The organism is Paenibacillus sp. FSL R5-0623 (assembly GCF_037974265.1).
Taxonomy (GTDB): domain Bacteria; phylum Bacillota; class Bacilli; order Paenibacillales; family Paenibacillaceae; genus Paenibacillus.
In genome coordinates, this window is the sequence record NZ_CP150233.1 from 1,198,318 (window position 1) to 1,214,560 (window position 16,243).

Below are 16,243 nucleotides of genomic sequence, written 5' to 3' on the forward strand. Positions count from 1 at the left end.
TAGATTGAATGAGAGTGCGTGATAAAGGAGAGGAATGCCATGCAGTTTCATGAGAGAGAACAGGATTTATTTGAGCTGGGGGATGATTACAGGCTTGCTCACTGTATATCAGCCGATGCAAGAATGGGGAAGGGCATTGCGGTACAGTTTCGGGAGCGATTTGGTTTGGAAAATCTTCAAGAGCAGGCCAAACAAGAGCCGCTTGAGATTGGACGATGTTATCCGGTAGGACGGACGATGAATCTGGTCACCAAGGCAAAGTTCTCCAATAAGCCGACGTATCAATCGTTGACTAATGCGGTAGAATCCATGCGGGACGTATGTGTGATGGATGGCATTACAAAACTGGCTATGCCCCGAATAGGATGCGGGCTGGACAGGCTAAAATGGGAGAAGGTCAGTCCGATTATCCAGGAAACTTTTGCCGATACGGAAGTTGAGATCATTGTCTGTACACTGTGAGCACACTTGGTGGAAGAGGATGGACTGTAGCTTGCTGGCAGATCCAAAGCAAAAAATCCTCAGCTTTGAGGGGAATAGAGTGTACGTATGATTCATACAGACGCTGTTCCGATTTCAAAGTGAGGTTTTTTGTTTATTTTTTGGAGAACATTTCTTTGGCTTCATCCATGGCCATTTTATTACCGATCGATGAGTAATCCAGCCAAGGCTGTGCACCAATCGGGTAGACGTGGCCGGCTTTGACTGCTTTCAGGCCTTGCCAGATCGGATTGTTTTGCAGCTCCTTGAACATGGTCTGGGCTTCATCATCCGAATTCACAACTACAAAGATCGCATCTGCATCATAGTCCGGCAATATTTCACGGGAGACGACTTGATAGGGTTTAGTCGAATCGATATCTGTGATCCCTTTGGCAGGAGTCAGACCGAGATCCTCATACAAAATGGGACCCATGGGACGGCGTGTACTGAACACACGTAATTCTTTGGCAGTAACACGGATCGCCATCACAGTACCATCACCAATCGTGTCATGAATCAGAGATTTCACTTCTTCCGTTTCGGTTGCGTAGTCCTGAATGTATTGCTCGGCTTCCTTCTCACGATTTACGAGTTTGCCAATCTCTTTCAGATGGTCGCGCCATGTACCGTCATCCAGATTGAAGACATGAACCGGAGCAATTTTTTCGAATTTGGCAATATCACCACCGGAAAATTCTTCGTCCAGATAGATCACATCCGGTTTCAGGGCAAGCAAAGCTTCCATATCCGGGTCTTTAACCGGACCAAGTGGTGTTGTATTTTGAAGTTGATCAGCAACATGGGACAGGAAACCTTTGGCTTCGCCACCGATAACGGAACCAACCGGAGTAATGCCAAGAGACAGCAGATCATTGGTCAGATGGATCGACATGGAGGCAATGCGTTGCTCTCCCGAATTTGCACTGTTGTCCTGATTCTTGGTTGAAGTATCCGTGGACGAACCACCAGAAGCAGATGGTGAAGTCTTGGCCGTTCCACAGGCAGCGAGTACAAGCACCAGACAGATACTCAGGACAAGCATAAGATTTTTCTTTAACATGGGTAGTCACATTCTCCTTGAACATCTCTTGGATGTCTTTATTGTTTTTTGAAAAAAAGATCACTTGCTTCGTACTAACAGGTACAAAAAGTAAGGTGCACCAATCGCAGCAACCACCACGCCTGCCGGAATGGCATTAGGCTGAAAGATCGTTCGCCCGATTGTATCGGCGGTCACCAGAATAACCATACCGATGAGTCCGGCGGCTGGAATCAGATGCCGATGCATCGGACCAACAAGTCTGCGCGCCAGATGTGGCGCCGCCAGACCGATAAAGCCGATCCCACCAGCCATTGATACACTAACGGCAGACAAGGCCACGGCACAGAGCAGCAAAATAATACGCTGGGATCGGACAGGTGTCCCGATACTGGTTGCGGCAGCATCTCCAAGATTGAAGGCATCGAGCGTTTTGGATCGACTCCAGATGTACGAGATACATAACACGATCCAAGGAAGCAACGCTTGCACATGAATCCAATCCCGGCCCCAGACGCTTCCTGCCAGCCAGCGAGCGGCAAAGGAATAGGTGTCTTCATCCAGACGCAGGGATAGGTAGAGTGTCAACGCATGGAACCCGGCCGCTACCGCGATTCCAACCAGAATCAGCTTAATTGGCGATACGCCGTTGTGCCGATCATAAGATAACAGCATGATGATCAGGGCGGCCGCCACACTGCCTGCAAAAGCAAACAATGGAATCAGCAAGGCCACAGAACCATCCATCGTAAAGGAGAGACTAACAAATACCATTAGTCCAAATGCTGCCCCTGCATGTAATCCCAGAATCCCCGGGTCCGCCAGTGGATTGCGGGTGATCCCTTGCAAGGCTGCTCCGGCAATACCAAGTCCCGCTCCAGCCAGTACAGTTACCAGGATGCGAGGCAGTCGGTAATCAAACAGTACAATCTGATCATCCGAACTGCCATTACCAAGCAAAGTCTGTAACACAGCCACTGGGGAGAGACGAATGGTTCCCGTGTTCAGGCTGATCACAATAACGGCAATGGCGATGCAGAGCAGCGTGATACTGACGATGATCGAACGTTTACCTCGTGAAGGTGTATTGAAATTCATCGCTACAAGGCCCTCCTTTCTTTACGGGCCAGATAGAGGAAGAACGGTACACCGACAAAAGCGACCATAATGCCTACCGCTAGTTCCTCGGGCGGGTTCACGATGCGTGAGCCCAGATCGGCGAGCACCAGTAATATCGCTCCAAGCAGAGAAGACATCGGAATGATGAGCCGATAATCCACACCCACCAGTTTGCGGGAGATATGAGGGATGACCAGTCCGACAAATCCAATCGAGCCTACTGCCGACACGGACACACCAGCCAGCACAACAACCGCTGCAAGGGCGATTAATCTCGTCCAGCGCAGGTTGATCCCGAGATTAATCGCCACTTCTTCACCGAGTGACATAAGTGATACACGCCGGGCAAGTGGCATAATCAGTATTAGTGTGGCGAGCAGCACGGGAAGAATCAGCTTGAGATGCCGCCATTCTATTCCACCAAAACCTCCCGCATACCAGAAGGCCAGATCCTGACTCAGGTCAAAATAAATGGCAACGCCTGTGCTGAGCGAGGTTAACATGGCTGCAATAACGGCTCCGGCAACGGTCAGTCTAATGGAATTCAGACCACCAGGTGCTGCCATTCCAAGCAGGAAGATAAGCAGTGTGCCCAGAACAGCCCCCATGAATGATAGAAACATGATCCAGCCGTATGGCAGTCCGGGCCAAAAGGCAAAGCTCAATGCTACGACAAAAGTGGCCCCAGCATTAATGCCCAGAATGCCTGTGTCTGCCAGCGGATTACGCGTAATGCCTTGCATTAAAGCTCCTGCAACCGCAAAGGCAGCGCCGATGATCACCGCGGCAAGGACACGAGGCAGCCGCAGCTCATGAATAATCTGATGTGGTGTCAAAGCTGGGTTGTACTGAAATATGGCAGCCCATACGGTTTCCAGTGTTAGTCCTTTGGCACCTAAAGAGATTGCGACAAACATACTTAGCAGCAGTATGGCTATGGCAGACAAAAACGTCAGCCCAACGGTCACTGCAGATTTTCTTGAATTAGACGGACGATGTGGCAGTCCCGGATGTTGAATACGGGTCACTCCTTTGGTACCAACAACATATTTCATTGTTATTGATTATCATTATCAATTAGTGATCATTATAAAATCTTAATTCAGGCCCGTACATGGCATAAATTAAGATTTTGGAGATGGACATTTTTTAGATTACAAAAGTGAAGGTTTGTTCGTCAACATAGAGAGCGCTTCATCGAGCTGGATGTTGATGGAATATGGAGCATATACAACCCATGAGCTCCAGTCGATGAGATGTACACGTCCGTTTTTTACCGCAGGATGGCTGTTCCACAGTGGATTCGAAGCCATCTCTTTCAACAGTGTTGCCTTTTCATGCATAGAATTAATCGCCAGTACCAGCACATCTGCCTCCAGTCCGTCCCATTCTCCTGGTGTGAAGGGCAGCCAGTTGAATCCAACGCCGGGAGATTTGCCAGCCAGTTCGGTCTGAATGCGCTGAGGAGCGGCCAATTGCAAGGTTCGATAAAAGACATGTCCAAAGTTCCGATGGCTGTACATCCGTGGACCTTTAGGCGTTAACGTGCCAACAGCAACGGTGATGTCCCCGACGAATTCCTTGATTTTTTTGCGTGCACGCTCTGCCTTGCGTTCATGTCGATCCAGCCAATCTGTGGCTGCTTGGGTACGATCCACAATGGATGCAATCTGATGCAGATGACCAAAGACGTCAGTCTGGTTCCAGGGAATCGTAATGATGGGAGCGACATCGCCAATATGCTCCATCGCTTTGGCAGCTGCATTGTCCTTGGTCAGAATCAATTCAGGATTCAGATCCAGGAAGGCCTGACGTCCCTGTTCCCACGGCTCATAGGCGTGGAAGGGCAGCGTCAGCGATTTGGGCAAATGAGGAAGATGGCCTTGGATCTGAGCTGCGCATGGCGTGATACCAAGTGTCATCAGGTGGTCCGTGTATGGATAGGAGAGCGACACGATATTCCGGTGGACCTGCTTCGCATAGGAAGTGGGAGCATATCCAGCATGGTTCCGGAAACGTCGGCTGAAATAAAATTCGTCACGGTAACCCACTTCACGAGCCACATCACGGATACGCAGATCTGAAGTGAGCAGCAATTCCTTTGCCCGGTTCATACGCAGATGAGTGATGTACTCAATCGGATTTTTCTGCATGCGGCTCTTGAATAGCTGCGAGTAATAGGACGGGTGCATGTCAGCCAGTTCAGCCAGCTTTTCCAGCTTGATCTCGTTCATATAGTTTTCGCGCATGTATTGCAGGGTGGACCTGAGCCACTGTTCGGGTTCATCCTGCCCAGCCCCCACGTCAGTCTGGTCTTCTTGAGGCCAGAGCATATGTAACAGTTCCGTCAGGAAGAGCTGTGCCTTCAGACCTGTTTCCAAACCTTCGTTGGTCAGTTGTGTAAGCTGTGCGACAATGCGTTGTATACCGTAAAATGGGCCCTGAATCCAGCCTGTAACAGGTGAGCTGAGCTCACGTTCGTAGATTCGTCTGGCCTTTGTCTTCTCCGTAGCCCGATACAGATCGAAATGAATGATATATAGTTCAATATCATGGTCTTTATCTCCGATCAGTTCAATTGAAGTGCCGGGTATACACAGACAAGCTGATTTGCGAGCCACGTGGGATTCGGTCCCATTCATGATCAGTGTGCCCGTGAATTTGTGCATATATATGAAGGTATGATGAGCAAGCTCAGTTGTGGACCAGCGCCAGTTCCCACGGGTTATAATATATTCTGCCTGACGAAGTTCGATCAGGGTATCATTCAAGAATGCATCCAGGTCTGCTCGGGTGGAGGATTCCTTTTCTGAATTGGGACTTGTCTGCTGGTGCAACGTATGTGGATTCATGCCGCTGTGGGCGTTACCAGGGATGGTAGTCATGGTGCTATGCGACCTCCTCTCTTTTGAACAGTTTAGGTAATGATTGAACAGGGGATATATCCGGATCAGCCGTGTGGACACATGTGCAGAATCTGGACCGCGCTTTGTGATAACTATACCAAGAGTTTACCGTCAGCTCGGAGACGCTGGATTATAATAATTGGTTGCCTTGTCTGTCAGGGCCCGTTCGCAGTATGGTCGATATTTTTATATACCTGTAAGACAGGAATAGGATGTTGTTAATCAGGTATGATGGTTAATTTAACCGGATTATTGCGAGTTACAACCATGCCACGGGACAAGACCCTTTGGCTCCTAGTCTGCTGATAATCTTAGCAAATCTACTGGAGAATTGAAATGTACACAGATATGTTCGAGGCCCTGATGAGCTTGAATTCTATTGAAAGCACATAATCGAAATCGTTTTCTGACGTAAGCGTTTCTTTTTGGTAAAATAAAGGGGATAACATGTTGGCCTGATCAGAATCATGAACCTTTTCAACTCAAATTGCAGTAGGGAGGCTTTAAATATGACAGAAGTAGTGGGACGGGACAAAGTACGCTGGGGCATTATGGGCACGGGATGGATTGCATCCCAGTTCGCAAGGGATCTGGAGCATGCGGGGAACGCAGTGAAAGCAGCGGTAGGTTCACGGACAGCGGGAAGTGCGGAGAAGTTTGCAGCTGAATATGGTTTTGCACGCGCTTACGGTTCTTATGAAGAGATGCTGCAAGATCCAGAGGTAGATATTATCTATGTGGCAACACCTCATCCTGTGCATAAGGAGAATGTAATGGCTTGTCTGGAGGCAGGCAAGGCGGTGCTCTGTGAAAAGCCATTTACGATGAATGCGCGTCAGTTGGAGCAACTGGTGGAGACGGCACGGGAGCGTAACCTTTTCCTGATGGAAGGGATGTGGACACGCTTTTTGTCACCGATCGCTCAAGCCAGAGCATGGATAGCAGAAGGACGAATCGGTGAAGTACGTTTGCTTCAGGCAGACTTTGGATTCCGTGTCGGCTGGGAGCCGGAAGGAAGGTTGCTTAATCCGGATCTGGGTGGGGGCGCATTGTTGGATGCGGGGGTGTACCCCATTTCTTTTGCTTCGATGATCTTTGGTGAACAGCCCCAGCATGTCTGGAGTACGGCCAATATCGGTGAGACGGGTGTGGACGAGCAGTTTTCCGTGTTGTTGTCTTATTCCGAGGGACGTTCTGCATCACTGAGTGCTGCCATTCGTCTGAACCTTAGCAATGAAGCGGTCATATACGGTACGGAAGGAAAGATTCGTCTTCCTTTATTCCTGGCGGGCAAAGAAGCCTATCTGCATGTGAATGGTCAGGATGAACCTGAGAAGTTCACCGATGATCGAACATGTATTGGTTATGCTTTTGAGGCAGAGGAAGCGGGACGTTGTATCCTCGAAGGTCGGACGGAGAGCAACACCATTAAACTGGACGAATCCCTGGAAATCATGAAGCTGATGGACACAATTCGGGGCCAGTGGGGATTACGTTACAAATCGGAGTAACAGACAGGAGCTGACGTGTGATGGTGAAGATTCTGATATCCGGGTTTGAACCTTTTGGCGGGGATGCGGTGAATCCGACGGGGGCGTTAATGGAAGCTCTTGCAAACGAAGTGATCGAGGGTGCTGAGCTAAAAACAGTACTGTTGCCCGTGCACTTTGATGAATGTGCAGACCTGCTGATCGCAGAGATGGAAGCCTATCGGCCAGATGTCGTCATCGCCTGTGGGCTGGCCAAGGGCAGAACGTCCATCACACCGGAGCGGATCGCCGTGAATGTCAAAGACATTCCGCCTGGATCCTATGCGGATAACCAGGGACAACGTCCTGTGGACGAGCCAATTGTAGATGGCAGCCCAGATGGATTGTTCTCCACCTTGCCCATACGTGCCATGGTGAATGACATGTCCGCAGCAGGTATTCCTGCTACCGTGTCCAATACAGCAGGTACATATATCTGCAACAATACAATGTACCGGGTGCTGGATTACATTCGAGTAGGGCAACTTCCGATCCGTGCCGGCTTTGTACACTTTCCCGCTTCAACAGAGATGGCTGTGTTGCAGCCTTCCGTTCCGTCTCTGCCTATTCCCATGATGCTGGATGCGCTGCGGATCATGATCCGCACGGTTGTGGCTGATTCGTAGGGGATGGTTGCGATCGTTCGGCTGCGGTTGCAGGAGAACGTAGGCGAGGGTTAGATTCGTAGACCGCAGTTGTGAGAGGGAGAGCAGTGGGTTGGGATGATGGAGTACAGTAGGGTTCAAGATGACGTGGAGAGCGCGGAGTTGCATGGGTTTCTTTCCGCTTCGATCTTGGGTTGAGTAGCGTGATAGATATGACTATAAATATGAAGTTGAATATAGAGTGAAGAAAGAGCTGTCCCACCGTCATAAGTCTGACGTTAGGGAACAGCTCTTTCTATTTCGTGTGTCATGTGTAGTGTAGTCCAACATGGTTAGTGAGGTTACTAGTTTGCATCAGTTATCTTGATGAAAGTTTTTTGCCAAGTTAAAAATTAGACTCTAAAACCGCAAACCGCAAACAACAAACCGCAAACAACAAACCCGAAACCCGAAACCCGGTAAGGCTTATACAACTTTTGCTGGAAAGTAGGGATTAGCAAAATCGGTAAGGGGAGTTTAAAAGTCGGACTCCGATTCGTGACCCTCCTGAATACGACCTATACTGATCCTAAGTAACCAAGCTCTAAAAAAAACAAAACTCAAGGATACCGCAATCACCCTGGCTAGCTAAGAGGTTTCTAGCCCCGAATCACTACGTAGTAATCTAACGAATCGAGCACACGTTATTTGCCGAAAATCCGCACATACCAATTTCTAACGAACCGAAGAAGGGGTATTGTGTGGAATGAAGCGAGTTTGTCGGTGATATGAACGAATTTTAGCCGAATACGGTGTCTGAGATTCTTTAGAATTCTCATACCACGTTATTCGGCTAAATAAGGTGCGCTGGGTTCTTTAGATATAGAGCGTACAGATATAGATGTTAGATTCGCAACAGATCAAGGTCGAACTCAGGAACGAGTCCTTCTTTCATGGCGCGGCCAAGCAGTGCAGTGATTGCGCCGTAACCATCATCACCCAGGTTGGCGCTGAATTCGTTAACATACAGTCCGATATGCTGTGCAGCTACGTGAGGGTCCATTTCTTGAGCATGTTCCATAACGTATGCTCTCGACTCATCCGGGTGCGCCCATGCATATTCAACCGACGCGCGTGCCCATCCGGCGAGGGCATGAGCATCCATGTTCCGACGTGCGATAATCGCTCCAAGCGGAATCGGAAGGCCTGTGTCGCTTTCCCACCAGTTTCCGAGATCCGTCATTAGTTTGAGATCATAGTTCTGGTACGTGAAGCGTGCTTCATGGATGACAAGTCCGGCATCGATCTTGCCGTCTCGCACAGCAGGCATGATTTGGTCGAATGGCATGACAACAATCTCGCCTACACCGCCCGGAACATTTTGCGCTGCCCACAGACGGAATAATAGATATGCTGTCGAGCGTTCACTTGGCACAGCAACCCGTCGTCCAGACAGATAGGCTGGTTCGGTCGTGCCATTTGCGGTCAGAACCAGCGGACCACATCCTCTGCCGAGTGCGCCTCCAGCAGGAAGCAGAGCATAGTCAGATAACACGTATGGCAGTGCTGCATAAGATATTTTCATCACTTCAGGTGTGTCGGGTCCATCGGGATTTGCCGCCAGACCATTGGTAATATCAATATCAGCATAACGGACATCCAGCTCAGGTGCGCCTGGGATCAACCCGTGCACCCACGCGTGAAAGATAAATGTATCATTTGGACAAGGGGAAAATGCAATTTTCATGATGTAATAACCTCCCGTAAAATGGAACTTGCAGTCTGAAGCGCATCGAGGGCATCCTTGATGCGCCAAGCGTCGCGGTCGCGTGGACCGACCGCGTTGGATATGGCCCGCAGTTCGAGTGCTGGCACGCCGAACTGCTGGGCAGCTGTTGCCACGCCGAAGCCTTCCATGCCTTCGGCGGCGGCATCCGGCACGCGGCGTAATAGCTCCGCGGCCGTCTCCGCTGTTCCGGTCGCCGTGGACACGGTGACCGCAGTGCCTCCGCTGACAGCGAGCCCAGCCCGCTGCAGCTCATGGCGCAGGCGAGCGGCAAGCTCCGCGTCCGCCGCCACAATGGACGAGCCGAATCCGAGCTCGTCCACACGAAGGAAGCCGTCTGGCGTCTGCGAGCCCAGATCGGCGGCAACCATGGCGTCGGCTACCACGAGGGAGCCGACGTCTGCTCGGCCGGGGAAACCGCCGCCGATGCCGGCACTGATCACCAGCATGTAGGCTGGTGATCTACCGGTCCCGGCAAGGGGCCCCGGCCTTGAAGATGTGGCAGATGCCTGTGCCACATCGGATGGGCTCGGCGCAGTGGAACCCTGCGCCAACGCCCTCGTGCTTGCAGCCGCTACGGCATATGCCAATGTAGCGGCTGTTCCTGCTGCGGCCGAGGCTGGGCCAACGCCCGCAGCGATGACGTCAAATCGTTCCGCGGCCGTATCTCCCAAACCACGGAGGACTGCATCTTTTTCCGCATCAACCGCAGTTACAATTAACACACGTTGTGATGAATTTGTTTGAACCGGACTTATATCTGAAGTGTTTATTTCCCCAGTTGAATCCCCGTGGTGTCCACTATTTTCGAATGATGCGTTTGATTTATTATTCTGATCTTCATCCTGTCTATGTTCATTCATCTCGGATTCTCCTTATGAGGTATTAGAGGCGTAGCATATGCCTCCATAGCATCTTTCTTACAACAAGCTTTTAGCTACACTTCTTTGAGTTATTACTGGCTTGTGTATTTCTGTGTAAATCTATAGTTCAACTTATATAAATCGAATTCGGGCATATATTTGTCCACTACAAAAGGACATTTATCTTAATTTTGTCTTTCAAAGAGTGGACACTTTTTCTAAAAAGATACTATATCCATTCAGGAAAATGAAACACTACATATAGATTTTTTTAGATATAAAAGAAAAAAAATGATCTATATATAGAATATCAATTCTGGAGTACTTTCTCATGTCCATGTCCACCCTTTGAAAGACATATCTACAATATGTATGCTTAGTGCGGACATCACGAGTTGGCACTCCAAACGAACAGATAAACGATTAAAAAGGCTGAAGACTGCCCCAATCCAATCAACGCTAATCATATATCGACCTTCGGATGTTAGACCAACAAACCAAACGAATAACGGGTCCAGTCTACACTCTACCACTACATAATAGCTCATTTGTGCAAACCCGAATTTAAAGCAAATACACAGTTTTGCTAACTCTGATATAGCTGCCCACTTTACGGCCTACCGTTTGTGCAGACAATAGGTCTATAACGCAACACAACGCATCTAACACATAACAGACCGAACAACCAATCAAATTAAACGCGTACAAAAAAGTAACAAAGATACAGTGATTATCGAACAATATTCCATCTCCATCATAACGGAAGGAGAAAGACCTGAACAACCTTTGCATGTAATTCTGTCAAAAGCGGTCAAGCTAAGATTTTGGGTAGCCGTATCACTTCGAGTAGCCACATCGCTTCAGATAGCGGTTGTGCTTCACTTCATGTGAACGCTACCCTGATCGAGCCCCAACGTAAGACAGAATGAACTGCTTTCCTAAATTATATATGTCATTTAAACCATATAACCTTTCTTTATTAACGTACTCCCAATAAAACAAGAAGTCAAAGTCAACGGTTGACAATCTGATTTAACTGTATTAATAATAGTAGTACAGTTAATACACCTAAGGGTTGAATACGTACAGCTGTAGAACTTAGGTAATGCCTTTTTACACCCAGATAACTACACATACACCTCAGATAAAGTCATTTAAGACCCATAGGTTATTTCACACATTTACAGAAAGGAGGTGCGGGATGTTCGAATTAGATGTACGCAGCCGTAAGGCGATCTACGAGCAACTAGTGGACAAAGTCAAAGAAATGATCGTATACGGTATTCTAAAGCCCGACGAGCAGCTTCCTTCCGTTCGTGCGTTATCCACGCAGCTGACCGTGAATCCAAATACGATTCAGAAAGCGTATCGTGAGCTTGAACGTGAAGGTTACATTTATTCTTTGCAGGGAAAAGGGAGCTTCGTATCATCGTCAGTGGAACATCCGAATGAAGCCATGAGAGATGAGATCAGAGAGTCTCTGGTGAAGTTGATTGCAGAAGCTTCGTATTCCGGTTTGAGCAAAGCGGATATGACGCTTTTGTTTGAGGAAGCGATGGCCCGTATAGAGAAGGAGGAGCCTCATGATTGAGCTGAATCAAGTCGTCAAAGCGTTTGAACAGGAAAAGGCAGTGGATGGCGTAACGATGCACATACATAAGGGGTCGATCTATGGTTTGCTCGGTTCCAACGGGGCAGGCAAGACATCGTTGCTCAAAATGATGGCTGGCATTTACCGTCAGGACAGCGGGACTGTTCGTATCGAAGATAATGAGATTTATGAAAATATGGATCTCAAAGGCCGCACCATTTTTATGGCAGATTCGCCCTACTTTTTCCCGCAATCTTCAATAACTCAGATGGCTGCATTTTATCGTTCGGTATATCCGCGCTGGAATGAGGAACGGTTCAAACAACTGGCTACCGTGTTCAAACTGGATGTGAAACGCAAGTTACATCGCATGTCCAAAGGCATGCGCCGTCAGGCAGCCGTATGGCTGGGACTTAGCTGTATGCCTGAAGTGCTGCTGATGGATGAGCCGATTGACGGCCTTGACCCGGTCATGCGCCAGCAGATCAAAAACTTGCTGTTCCAGGAAGCAGCTGAGCGTCAAGTAACCATTGTTATTTCGTCTCACAATTTACGTGAGATCGAAGATCTGTGTGACCATGTGGCGATTATGCACAAAGGCCGAATTATTGTAGAGAAGGATCTCGATGATCTGAAGGCCGATACGCATAAAATCCAGGTCGCTTTCCGCCACCCGGACCATGCCAAAGCCATGGATGAGCAGATTGATATTTTGCATGAAGAGAAACGGGGAAGTGTGTCCCTGTACATTGTCAAAGGCAACCGACAACAGGTAACGGATCAATTCCGTATACATGATCCGTATCTGCTGGATGTACTGCCTTTGACGCTCGAAGAAATCTTTATCTATGAAATGGAGGACGCAGGGTATGATATTCAACCGATTGTTCTGTAACCGGGGCATCCTGATCCAAAATTTCAGACAGCATGGATGGATAGGCATCTTATATCTCATCACATTGTTGTTCTCACTTCCGTTATATATCGCTACCGAGTACAGGGACGTGCCACAACAGATTACAAGTTTGTTTCAGGCCAATGGTGAAGTGCAGATTTTGTTCGCTATCACACTGCCGGTAGCTGCGGGTATCTTTCTTTTCCGCTATGTTCAATCCGGTGCACCTTCGGATCTTTTCCATAGTTTGCCGTTACGTCGTAAACATCTGTTAACGGTGAATCTGTTGACCGGATTTGCCATGATCCTGCTTCCAATCTGGATTACAACTGCAATTACCGGCTGGGTATGGGCGGTACTGGATCAACCTGCGTTTCTGTTCGATGGCAGTACAATCTGGATGTGGGGCTTGAGCATGAGTATCTACTCGCTGTTTATGTTCATGCTAACTGTGGCGGTCGGCATGTGTATTGGTCAATCTGTATTGCAGGGACTCACCGTGTACGCGCTCGTCTTGTTACCTGTTGTCGTGTGGTTCATTATGTCACTTCATTTCCAGCATTATTTGCTCGGATATGCTTTTGAAGAAGTGGGCTTTAATGCGGAGAAACTCTCACTTGTCCTGCGTGTGGGTTCGATCAGTAACCTCCCTGTAATCCGTCAGGAGTTAATTATCTATGCGATATTTGCAATCCTGTTTATTCCTCTAACCTATGTACTTTATGCGAAGAGACAGGTTGAATCTGCTACTCAAGCAGTTACGTTTAAGCTTATAAAACCTATATTCCGCTTTGGATTGATGTTTACATTAGTTCTGATTGGCGGAGGTTACTTTACAATGATTGCTCCAAGAGGATCAGCTGGATGGGGAATCTTCGGATATATCCTCGGCGGAATTGTAGGTTATATCGTTGCCGAGATGATTATTCGCAAAACATGGCTGATCTGGAGCAGCAGGCTGCTACCCAAGCTGATTCTATATGGTATCATCGCTGGTCTGATACTGTACGTACCTATTGCCGACTGGAATGGATACGCCGCACGAGTGCCTGAAATGAGCAAGGTGAACAGCATCAAGCTTGGTGGGGAGAGTTATACGTACAGTAACGGTGTCAGGCAGAAAAAGGACGATACTCACCTCTATTCTAATGATCCGGAATACGTGGAGGCAGTTATCGCTCTTCATCAAAAAATTGTGGATTCCGATCTTCCTTTACTGGATGATCCGATTAATACAGGTATGCGTAATGATGAGTCTATATTAATTAACTACAAGCTGGATAACGGCAAAGTGATGAAACGGAAATACTACATTCCAGAAGCCGAATTCCATCAGGAATTAATGGCTCTAAAACAATCCCAGGATTACAAAAGAGTCGCCTTTGAAACGTATAAGCTGGATGAAGATGCGTTAAGTTTCGGCATTCGCTCTGCCATAAGTTCATACCGGAAGGTTTATATTAGCAATCCGGAGCAAGTCCGTGAGTTCAAAGCATTGTTGAAACAGGACATTTTGGATCAGACCTATGAAGAACAGCGCTCCCCGTGGCAGTCGTTTGCCTACGCGGAGATGAATCAGGATTCGTCTTCCAAAGAGCCATTTCAACCGAAGGAGATGTGGAACTTTGAGATCAAACCTAGCTATGATCGGGTATTGGTTTGGCTGAAGGAGAACAAATTATACGACCAGTTGCTTGTCCAGGCAGACGAGATTGTCTCCGCACAGTTTGCGAAGCAGGAGATTAACAGTCCAGGTTCGCTTCAGTGGGCGACTCCGCAGCCAGAATATATCGATGGAAATCTAAGTGGTAACAAACAGATAGCGACTAAAAACAAAGAAATCATTAGTGATTTGCTCAAACGTCAACGGTCTGGTTATCTAACAGAGAAAGATACCATCTATCAGATCAAGTTGAATGTAACTCGTGGCGAGAACATCTATATGATGCTGAAAGAAGAGGATCTGACCGAGGAAATGAAAGCTATTTTGGTCAATCAATAAGCTGGGCTGTATCAGTTGTTAACTATAAGTGGGAAGGGTTCTCCCGTTGATCAAAGGTTTGATATTAGTACAGTGAGACCAGTACGACTTGACCTGATTCAGCGAATGGAATATATTAGAAAAAGGAAAGGTTCGAGCGACTCGTTCGATCGAATCTCATATGGAACGGCTTATGAGGGAAGCACCCGTAAGAGTAGGCAATTGCCTGACTTGCGGGTGCTTTTTTGTCGTTCGCTGATTTCGTTAGCTATTCTGCTAAATATTTTAGAAGAAAGGGTGTAGAGATGCATGCAAACAGAAACGTGGAAGGAAACGATATGTGAACAGGAGGCCATGGTATGTTGTTGTTCCCTATTGGAACGATCAAGCTCTCATAACTTCATAGAACATCACGGTTTATTGAAAGAAAAGAAGGGGCGACAGCATATCGAAGATATATCTACAGAAGAAATAGCTTTAATGGAGACGAGTGACATTCTATTCCCTTCTCCAATAGCAGGTAGCCATAGTCACATGATGGAACAAAGTAACGTACGGCATCGTCAATTGCCATCGATGACTCATCTTATTTTCGGATCACGCCTGCTTATAGGACTTGTGATTCTGTTCAGTGCAGGCACGATCTATTTTGCTTCTTCAGTCGAGGCAGCGGATATAGATCTTGGCGTAACAGCGCAAAAAGCATGGGATTCCGTTTTGAACAAAGCCGACGCACAAACCAAGTTAACGTTGAAGCAAGCGTACGATAAAGTGGGGAACTGGAAGGCTCAAGAGCAGGTTTGGGAACAAAAGATAAAGACACTTCATGCCTCTAATACCGCGGAATTGGAGCGATTACGTGCAGAAATAAGACAAACCGATGATGCGAAGGTCGCAGCTCTAGCTGAAAAGGTAAAGCAAACACAGGCCCGATATGAACCGCTATTCGCCCTCTATAGTTCAGTCAATCGACAGTTGGATGCAGCCAAAGCCATCAAAAATAAGGAATGGAGTGCAACGATCCGCACACAGGCAGAGACGTTGAAACCCGTTGTGAAGCTTGCCAGAGAAGACATCCGGATCAAGAAAAAGGAACTTGCTGAAGCACGTAAACGGAAGAGCGCTGAAATAAAACGTTTACGAGCTATGCTAGCGGGGGCCGACTCCGCGAAGAAACAGATTCAAACGGCTAAAAAACAGGCGAGTCTGGCAAAAGAACGATATTCCAAAGCTCTACAACAGTTCAAACAGAGTACAAAACAAAGCCAAACGTCACGTGTACTCAGCTCATTGAACACCTTGGCGTCTGCAGCAGAGAAGTGGGCAGGCACAAAACAACATATCCACACACTGGAGCAAAACGTATCCACTACGTATGTGAAAGTCAGACAGGAAATCGCCAAGAGACCCAAATAAGAGGAAACCCGGTCCTCTCCGCAACGTACACAACTTTAGATGTAAAGACGC

The 16,243-nt window shown here is 47.9% G+C and carries 13 protein-coding genes; 7 read left to right on the forward strand and 6 right to left on the reverse strand.

The window, feature by feature from the left end:
• Positions 1-39 precede the first annotated feature (39 nt).
• A complete protein-coding gene (locus MKY92_RS05380) occupies positions 40-462 on the forward strand; it encodes a macro domain-containing protein (protein WP_339299542.1) in 423 nt (140 codons plus the stop codon).
• A gap of 133 nt (positions 463-595) precedes the next feature.
• Here MKY92_RS05380 and MKY92_RS05385 read toward each other — a convergent pair whose 3' ends face one another.
• The 4 genes from MKY92_RS05385 to MKY92_RS05400 form a co-directional block, all read right to left on the reverse strand.
• Entirely contained in the window at positions 596-1,543 is a 948-nt protein-coding gene (locus MKY92_RS05385) for an iron-hydroxamate ABC transporter substrate-binding protein (protein WP_339299544.1), read from the reverse strand.
• 60 nt (positions 1,544-1,603) lie between these two features.
• A complete protein-coding gene (locus tag MKY92_RS05390) occupies positions 1,604-2,620 on the reverse strand; it encodes an iron ABC transporter permease (protein ID WP_339299546.1) in 1,017 nt (338 codons plus the stop codon).
• Between the two features lie 2 nt (positions 2,621-2,622).
• Positions 2,623-3,696: an iron ABC transporter permease gene (locus MKY92_RS05395; protein WP_339299548.1), complete on the reverse strand. Its 1,074-nt coding sequence runs from the start codon at positions 3,694-3,696 to the stop codon at positions 2,623-2,625.
• 99 nt (positions 3,697-3,795) lie between these two features.
• A complete protein-coding gene (locus MKY92_RS05400; protein ID WP_339299550.1) occupies positions 3,796-5,526 on the reverse strand; it encodes an AraC family transcriptional regulator in 1,731 nt (576 codons plus the stop codon).
• Positions 5,527-6,056: 530 nt separating this feature from the next.
• Between MKY92_RS05400 and MKY92_RS05405 the strand changes: the two genes are divergently transcribed.
• Together MKY92_RS05405 and MKY92_RS05410 are read left to right on the forward strand one after the other, a co-directional pair.
• Complete coding sequence (locus MKY92_RS05405) at positions 6,057-7,058, forward strand: Gfo/Idh/MocA family oxidoreductase (protein ID WP_339299551.1); 1,002 nt, start codon at positions 6,057-6,059, stop codon at positions 7,056-7,058.
• A gap of 20 nt (positions 7,059-7,078) precedes the next feature.
• Positions 7,079-7,702 carry a pyroglutamyl-peptidase I gene (locus tag MKY92_RS05410; RefSeq protein ID WP_339299553.1) on the forward strand — a complete coding sequence of 208 codons (624 nt, stop codon included), beginning with the start codon at positions 7,079-7,081 and terminating at the stop codon, positions 7,700-7,702.
• 862 nt (positions 7,703-8,564) lie between these two features.
• Here MKY92_RS05410 and MKY92_RS05415 read toward each other — a convergent pair.
• The gene (locus MKY92_RS05415; RefSeq protein ID WP_339299555.1) at positions 8,565-9,407 is read right to left on the reverse strand and encodes a 1,4-dihydroxy-6-naphthoate synthase; all 843 of its coding nucleotides are present in this window, start codon (positions 9,405-9,407) and stop codon (positions 8,565-8,567) included.
• Positions 9,404-10,309, reverse strand: a complete 906-nt coding sequence (locus tag MKY92_RS05420; RefSeq protein WP_339299556.1) for a futalosine hydrolase — start codon at positions 10,307-10,309, stop codon at positions 9,404-9,406. Before MKY92_RS05420 ends, MKY92_RS05415 begins: the two co-directional genes overlap by 4 nt.
• 1,201 nt (positions 10,310-11,510) lie before the next feature.
• Here MKY92_RS05420 and MKY92_RS05425 point away from each other — a divergent pair.
• From MKY92_RS05425 to MKY92_RS05440, 4 genes are all read left to right on the forward strand, one after another.
• The gene (locus tag MKY92_RS05425) at positions 11,511-11,900 is read left to right on the forward strand and encodes a GntR family transcriptional regulator (RefSeq protein WP_339299557.1); all 390 of its coding nucleotides are present in this window, start codon (positions 11,511-11,513) and stop codon (positions 11,898-11,900) included.
• Positions 11,893-12,795 carry an ABC transporter ATP-binding protein gene (locus MKY92_RS05430; RefSeq protein ID WP_036606401.1) on the forward strand — a complete coding sequence of 301 codons (903 nt, stop codon included), beginning with the start codon at positions 11,893-11,895 and terminating at the stop codon, positions 12,793-12,795. The genes MKY92_RS05425 and MKY92_RS05430 overlap by 8 nt, the downstream gene beginning before the upstream one ends.
• Positions 12,770-14,797, forward strand: a complete 2,028-nt coding sequence (locus MKY92_RS05435) for a hypothetical protein (RefSeq protein WP_339299558.1) — start codon at positions 12,770-12,772, stop codon at positions 14,795-14,797. The genes MKY92_RS05430 and MKY92_RS05435 overlap by 26 nt, the downstream gene beginning before the upstream one ends.
• A 513-nt stretch (positions 14,798-15,310) precedes the next feature.
• Complete coding sequence (locus MKY92_RS05440) at positions 15,311-16,192, forward strand: hypothetical protein (protein WP_339299560.1); 882 nt, start codon at positions 15,311-15,313, stop codon at positions 16,190-16,192.
• Positions 16,193-16,243: the final 51 nt, after the last annotated feature.